Origin of the sequence: Paenibacillus ehimensis NBRC 15659, assembly GCF_004000785.1 — a bacterium.
GTDB lineage: Bacteria > Bacillota > Bacilli > Paenibacillales > NBRC-103111 > Paenibacillus_G > Paenibacillus_G ehimensis.
In genome coordinates this window covers 1-8,029 of record NZ_BILX01000139.1, presented here as the reverse complement: position 1 = coordinate 8,029, position 8,029 = coordinate 1, and the positions used below count along the sequence as shown (strand labels likewise).

Here is an 8,029-nt window from a genome sequence, read left to right as displayed (position 1 = left end):
CATAGATCGGCTCGAACAAGCTCAGCGTGAAGTTCACCACGCTCCGCTGCTCGATCATGACCCCTTTCGGCCGGCCCGTCGTCCCCGACGTGTAGATCAGATACGCCAAATTGTCCGCGGTAGACACCGGCTCCAGGTTCGCGCCTTCCTCCGCCGGGCCTTCGTACAGCCACGCTTCGTCCAAGCACAGCACCTCGCCTTGGAACTCCACCGCTTTGGCCTGCTGCCAGCTTTGCGTCAGCAGCAGCTTCGCTCCGCTGTCTTCCAGCACGAAGCGGATCCGGTCCTCCGGATGCTGCGGGTCGATCGGCACATACGCGCCGCCCGCTTTCAGCACCGCCAGCATCCCAACGATCATCTCCAGCGACCGCTCCACCAGCATCGCCACCGGCTGATCCGCCGCGACGCCATGTGCCCGCAGCACCCGCGCCACGCGGTTCGCACGCTCGTTCAGCTCACGGTAGGTCAGCTGCCCATCCCCGAATACCACGGCTGCCCGGTCCGGTGTCCTCTCCGCCTGCTCCTCGAAGACCTCATACAGCGTCTTCTTCTGCGGATATCGTTCATCCGCCGTATCGTTAAACTCCGACTGAAGCTGAGCAGCTTCCTCCGGCGTAATCATCTCCAGCTCCGCCAGCTTCGCCTGCGGACTATCCGCAATGGCTCCAAGCAGCCGGACGAAGTGGCCCGCCATCCGTTCCACCGTTTCGCGCTTGTACAGCGCCCCGGCGTACCGGAGGCTGAACTGCAGTTCGTCCTCCGCCTCGGCGGCGTTGAGCGTCAAGTCGAACTTCACCGCGTCATGTCCGCTCGGGTAAGGCTTGAACGTCAAGCCTTCGATGCCCAGCTCGCCTTCCTCCGTGTTTTGCAGCACGAACATCGTGTCGAACAGCGGACTGCGGCTCATATCCCGCTTCACGTTCAGCTTCTCGACCAGCTCTTCGAACGGATAGTCCTGGTGTTCGTACGCCTTGAGCGCATGCTCCTTGATTTCCTGCAGGTACCCGAGGAACGTCTTCTCGCCCGCCGGATAGCTCCGCAGCGCCAGCGTGTTGACGAACATCCCGATCACCGGCTCCAGGTCCGCATGCGGACGGCCTGCAATCGGCGTGCCCACGACGATGTCTTCCTGCCCGCTATATTTGTGCAGCAGCGTCATGTAAGCCGCCAGCAGCACCATATACAAGGTCGAGCCGGTTTGCGCCGCCAGCTGCCGCAGCTTTTCGCTTCCCGCTTGGCCCATGGCGAACGTCACCGTATCGCCTTCGAAGCTGCGTACGGCCGGTCTCGGGTAGTCGGTCGGCATGTCCAGCACCGGAATTTCCCCGCGGAACACGTCCAGCCAGTACGCCTCCTGACGCTTCATCCATTCGCCGTGCACGTCCGCCTGCTGCCACGCCGCGTAATCCTTGTACTGAATCCGCAGCGGCGGCAGCTCCTCGCCTCCGTACAGCCGCACGAATTCGTCGGTCAGCACGCCCATCGACACGCCGTCGGAGATGATGTGATGCATGTCCAGCATCAGCAGATGACGGTCCGGGCCAAGCTCGATCAAGCCAACGCGCAGCAGCGGCGCCTGCTCCAGATCGAACGGCCGCACGAAGCGGCGGATATGCGCTTCCGCTTCCTGCTCGTCCGCCTGCGCAACCTCCAGGCGGAACGCCACCTCTTCGGCGGCAACCACCCGCTGCACCGGCTCGCCGTCGATCAGCCGGAAGCCGGTCCGCAGCGTCTCGTGGCGTGCAATCAGCCGGCGGAACGCTTCTTCCACCCGACCGCGGTCAAGCGGTCCTTCCACCGTCAGCACCGACGGCATGTTGTAGCTGAGCGCCTCGCCTTCAAGCTGGTTCAGCACGTACAGCCGCTTCTGCGCCGAAGACGCCGGGTAATACTCGCTTTCCTCCGTCACCGGGATCGACGCATACGCCACCTGCTCCATCTCTTCGAGCACGCGCGCCATCTGCTCGACCGTCGGGTATTCGAAGATGCTGCGCAGCGGCACCTGCTTGTCCAGCTCTTTGTGAATTTTCGAAGCCAAGGTCGTCGCCCGCAGCGAGTGTCCGCCGATGTCGAAGAAGTTTTCCTTTACCCCGACATGTGCAGCGCCCAGCACTTCCTGCCAAATCTGCACCAGCTTCGCTTCCACCCATGTCCGCGGCGCGACGTAAGCCACGCCCGTCTGTACGCTTCCTTCCGGCGCGGGCAGCGCCTTGCGGTCGATTTTGCCGTTCGGCGTCAGCGGCATTTGCTCCAGCTGCACGAAGTACGACGGCACCATATAGTTCGGCAGCTCCGCCGACAACGCGCTTCTCAGCTCGCTCACCGCCACCTCCCGGTCCGCCACGAAGTACGCGCAGAGCAGCTTCTGGCCCGCTCCGTCTTCCCGCGCTACGACGACCGCTTCCAGCACGGCTTCCTCGTTCAAAACGTGCGCTTCCACCTCGCCCAGCTCGATCCGGTAACCGCGGATTTTGACTTGGTGGTCGATCCGGCCCAAATATTCGATGTTGCCGTCCGGCATCCATCGTGCCAGATCTCCGGTCCGGTACATCCGCTCGCCCGGGACGAACGGGTTCGGCACAAACTTCTCGGCGGTCAGCTCCGGCCGGTTCAAGTAGCCCCGCGCCACGTTAACGCCTGCGATGCACAGCTCTCCAGCCACGCCGATCGGCTGCAGCCGGGTCGTTCCCTCCTCCATGATGTACAACCGGGTGTTGTGAATCGGCTTGCCGATCGGCACCATCGGGTACGCTCCGTCCGGCTCGCAGTCGAAATACGAAACGTCAACCGTCGCTTCCGTCGGACCGTACAGGTTGATCAGCCTCGCCCCGCGAATCGAAGCGACCGCTTGCTGGAAGCGGGCTACGTGCTGCGCCGGCAGCGCTTCGCCGCTCGCAAACACTTGACGCAGCGTCCCCAGCTTCTCGCGAAGCCGTTCGGCCGGCTGCTCCTCGGCATATTCCAGGAAGGCGTGCAGCATGGCAGGCACGAAGTGCATTGTGGTGACGCCGTAGCGGCCGATCGCCTCCAAAAGGCGTTCCGGACTCTTTTCGCCGCCGACGGACAGCAGGCACATTTTCGAGCCGACCAGCGACCACCAGAACAGCTCCCACACCGATACGTCGAACGTAAACGTCGTTTTCTGCAAAATGGTATCCGCTTCGCCGATCGGATATTTTTCATGCATCCACAAAATCCGGTTGATGACCGAATGATGCTCGATCATGACCCCTTTCGGCTTGCCGGTCGAGCCCGACGTGTAGATGACGTAGGCCAAATGAGTCGGCCCGGCGGCCGGCTCCAGGTTCGTGCCGTTCGCATCATAAACCGCCGCATCGTCCAGCTCCAACGTTTTGCCGCCGAAAACAACGCGTTCCCGCAAACGGCTCAGCGTCAGCAATAGCTGCGCTCCCGAATCTTCCAGCATGTAGCGGATGCGCTCCTCCGGATACTCCGGATCGATCGGCACATACGCGCCTCCAGCTTTCAGAATGCCGTAGATGCCCACGATCATCTCCAGCGAGCGCTCGATCAGGATGCCTACAGGCTGATCCGGCTGCACGCCTTCAGCCCGCAGCGTGCGTGCCAGCCGGTTCGCCCGCTCGTTCAGCTCGCGGTACGTCAGCTGCTCGTCCTCGAACACTACCGCTACCCGGTCCGGCGTCCGCTCCGCCTGCTCCTCAAACAGCGCGTAAAGCGTCTTATCCTTCGGATAATCGGCATCCGTGTCGCCCCAGACGTGCAAAATCTGCGCTTGTTCTTCGGCCGTCGCCAGCTCCAGCTCGCTCACCGGAAGGTTCGGATCGGCAACCGCCTGCTCCATAATGCGGACCAGATGTCCGCGCATCCGGTCGATCGTCGCCTGATCGTATACCCGCGCGTTGTAGCGGAATACGACTTGGATCGATTCCTCCGGCATGACAATCAGGTCCAGATCGTAGTTCGTTTGCTCCGCGATTTCGACGTTCGCGATTTCAAAAGCGGCCTGTCCGCCTTCTCCAAGCTGTTCCACCTGCTGCTCCACCGGGAAGTTTTCGAACACCATAATATGGTTGATCAGGTCCTGCTTCTGCTCGGCCAACGCCTGAATCTCATAGAGCGGGAACGTATCGTAGGCGCCCGAACGGAGCGCTTGCTCCTGCGTGGCCCGCAGCAGGTCCGCAAACGTCGTTTCCGCTTCCGTTTGAATGCGGACCGGAATCGTGTTGATGAACAGCCCGATCATGCTTTCCACGCCCGCAATATCTGCGGGACGTCCCGACACGACGCTGCCGAATACGACATCGCGGTTGTTGTTATACTTCTGCAAAAGCACGCCCCAAGCGGTCTGCATCAACGTATTGATCGTCACCTGGTGCTGCTTCGCAATCCGGTTCATCCGCTCGCTCAGCTCCTGGCCGAGCTCGCAGGTCAGCTGCTCCGGCACGTAGCCTTCCGTCTGCCCCTGCTCCGAACCGGCTTTCGGGAGCAGCGTCTGCTGCTCGTATCCGGCCAAATATTGTTTCCAATACGCTGCCGCTTCTCCCGCGTCCTGCCGCTCCAACCATTCGATGTAACGTCCGAACGGAGTAACCTCGGCAAACTCGGGCTCACGCCGCTCCGCCAGCGCATAGTAGGCGCCGAACACCTCGCTCGTCACCAGCGACAAACACCAGCCGTCCATCACGATATGATGGAAGCTCCAGATCAACCGGTAGGCCTGTTCGCCGGTGCGCAGAATGGATACGCGCATCAACGCGTCCTGCGCAAGATCGAAGCCCCGGGCTTTATCCCGGCTTGTGAACGCGGCGATATACGCCTCCCGCTCCGCTTCTCCCATGCCGCGCAGGTCTTCCAGGTATACTTCGCTGCCTTTCCGGCGGTAAACGATCTGCAGCGGCTCTTCCTTCCAGCCGGTGTAGAAGTTCGTGCGCAGCGCTTCGTGCCGGGCAGTGAGCAGATCCAAGCAGCGGATGAACAAGGCGGTGTCGAAATCCCCCAGCAGGTCGAAGGCGGCTTGCTGGAAGTATGCGCCCGAATCCGGCTCCATCAGGCTGTGGAACAGCATGCCCTTCTGCATCGGCGTCAGCGCGTACACGTTCTCGATTTCGCCTACATGGCGGGTTTGGTCCGCAATCGCGTCCAGCTCTTCCACGGTCAGCCCTTTGAACAGCAGGTCGCTTGGCGTCAGCTCCGGCCGCTCTTGCGCCGCGCATTGCGCGAGCACTTCCCGCAGGCTTGCCTTCAGCAATCCGGCCAGCTTCTCCATCGTCTCCTTCCGGTACAACCGACTGTTGTAACGGATATCCAGCGAAAGCGCGCCGCCGGCAATCATCCCGCTGACATTCAGCGCATGCTTGATCACGGTGCTGCCGCTCACCGATTCGCCGCCTGCATACGGCGAAACCCGTATCGCGCTGTGCTGCGCGTCCTGATCGAACTGCCCCAAATAGTTAAAGCTGATTTCCGGCTCGATTTCGAAGCCCTCCCGGCGGTCGGACAAATAGCGCACGATGCCGTAGCCGATTCCTTTGTTCGGAATCCGGCGCAGCCCTTCCTTCACCCGCTTGATCGACTGCGATACGCTCCAATTCGCTCCGGTCTCCAGCACGACCGGGTACTGGCTTGTAAACCAGCCAACAGTGCGCGTAATGTCAAGCTCCGGCAGGATCGCTTCGCGGCCGTGCCCTTCCAGGTTGACGAGCACCCGCTCCATCCCGGTCCAGGCATGAACCGCCATGCCTAACGCTGTCAGCAGCAAGTCGTTCACTTCCGTGTTGTAAGCGCGATTCGCCTGCTTCAGCAGCTGCTCCGTTTCTTCGACCATCCATTGCGCCGTGACGGTTTCGCTATCCCGGAATGCCATCGCCGCCTGTCCGCTCACGGCGTTATCCTTCGGCAGCGGAAGCCGTTCGGCTTTCGCAACTTCCTGCCAGTACGCCCGTTCGCGATCCATGGCCGGGCTGTTCGCGTAATGCGTCAACTGCTCCGCCCACGTCCGGAAAGAATCCGTCTTCTGCGGGAGGCGGATCGCCTCGCCTTTGAGCGCTTGCTCATAGCCCGTCGCCAGGTCCTCGAACAAAATGCGCCACGATACTCCGTCCACCGCCAAATGGTGAATGGCGATCAGCAGATGGTCCCCGTCGTCGCAGCGGAACAGCCCCAGCTTCATGAGCGGCCCTTCGCTCAGGTCGATACCGCTTTGGATTTCGCTCGCTTTCGCTTCGAGCGCTTCCGCGAAGTCCGTTTGTCCCCGGAAGTCGACGACGTCCAAACTGTACAGCTCGCCCTCGCCGACGCCGCGGTTCAGCAGGGTAAACTTCCCGCTGCCGTTCTCCCGCACGACGATGCGCAGCGCATCGTGATGCTCGGCAAGCTTCGTCACCGCCTGACGGAGCGCCGCTTCGTCAAAGCCCTGCTCATGGTGAAGCATGACGGCCTGGTTAAAATGATGCGGCTCGGCAAACCGCTGCTCGAAGAACCAATGCAGAATCGGTGTCGGCTTCACTTCTCCGCGGACATCCCCTTGATCCGCCATCCGTCCGGCAAGCTGCACATAGCCGCCAAGCTCGGCGACGGTCGGGTGCGCGAACAAGTTTTTCATTTCCAGCTTGTAGCCGGATTGCAGCAAGCGGGAAGCTACCTGAATCGCCTTGATCGAGTCGCCTCCGAGATCGAAGAAATTGTCCAAAATCCCGATCCGGTCCGTCCCCAGCACGGCCTGCCATACCGAGACCAGCGTCTGTTCCATTGCGGTGCGCGGCTTCGTATAGGCCGCTCCGCCCCGCAGGCTTTCCTCCGGCGCGGGCAGCGCCTTGCGGTCGATTTTGCCGTTCGGCGTCAGCGGCATTTGCTCCAGCTGCACGAAGTACGACGGCACCATGTAGTTCGGCAGCTCCGCCGCCAGCGCGCTTCTCAGCTCGCTCACGGCCACTTCGCGATCCGCCACAAAGTACGCGCAGAGCTGGTTTTGCCCGGAAGCATCCTCACGTGCGATGACGATCGTTTCCTGGACCGTGGATGCGGCCTTCAAAATCTGCGCCTCTACCTCGCCCAGCTCGATCCGGTAGCCGCGGATTTTCACCTGATGGTCGATTCGGCCCAAATATTCGATTTTACCGTCCGGCATCCATCGCGCCAGATCCCCGGTCCGGTACATCCGCTCGCCCTCCGCGAACCGGCTCGTCACGAACTTCTCCGCCGTCAGCTCCGGCCGGTGCAGATAGCCACGGGCAAGTCCCGCCCCCGCGACGCACAGCTCTCCGGCCACGCCGGCCGGCAATAGATGACCGTGCGGATCTACCATGTAAACGCGATGGTTCGGAACCGGACGGCCGATAGAAATGATCCGATCCGCCATCGGGTCCGTCGATACCGGCCAGATGGACGTGGCAATGGAGTTCTCCGTCGGTCCGTATCCGTTGTAATACATCACCCGGTTTTTCCACTTCTGGATCAGCTCCGTCGAGGAAGCGGAGCCGGCCGTGAACAGGATGCGCAGGCTCGGCATGCGGTCCGGGTCCAAATAAACCGCGTAGGTTGGCGGCAGCGCCGCGACGGTGATGCCGTGCCCGGCCATATAGTCTTCAAACAGCCGGTAGTTCTGGATGGTCTCCGACGTCGGGATATACAATGTCGCTCCGCAGAACAACGCTTGGAAAAACTCCCAGCAAGCGGCATCGAACGAATAGCTCGCGAACTGGAGAATTTTATCCTGAAGCCCGATATGCAGCGTATGGTCATAATACGTCTTCAGATTGCACAATCCGTGATGCTCAACCATGACCCCTTTCGGCTTGCCCGTCGTTCCCGACGTATAGATGACATAAGCCAAATCGTCCGGTCCCGACACCGGCGGCAAATTCGAGCCGTCTGCGCTGTACGCTTCCTCCGCATCCAGCTCTATGACGGTCCCCGTGAACGCGGTGCGGTCCCGAAGCCCGCTTTGCACAAGCAGCAGCTCCGCACCCGAATCGTCCAGCATATAGCGGATGCGCTCCTCCGGATATTCCGGATCGATCGGCACGTACGCGCCTCCGGCTTTCAGGAT

Annotated in this window: 1 protein-coding gene; it reads right to left on the bottom strand. The window is 61.6% G+C overall.

All coding sequences use genetic code 11. From position 1 onward, the window contains the following. Positions 1–8,029, bottom strand: an 8,029-nt coding sequence (locus PEH01S_RS33535; RefSeq protein WP_127490382.1) for a non-ribosomal peptide synthetase, incomplete at both ends; no start/stop codon positions are given.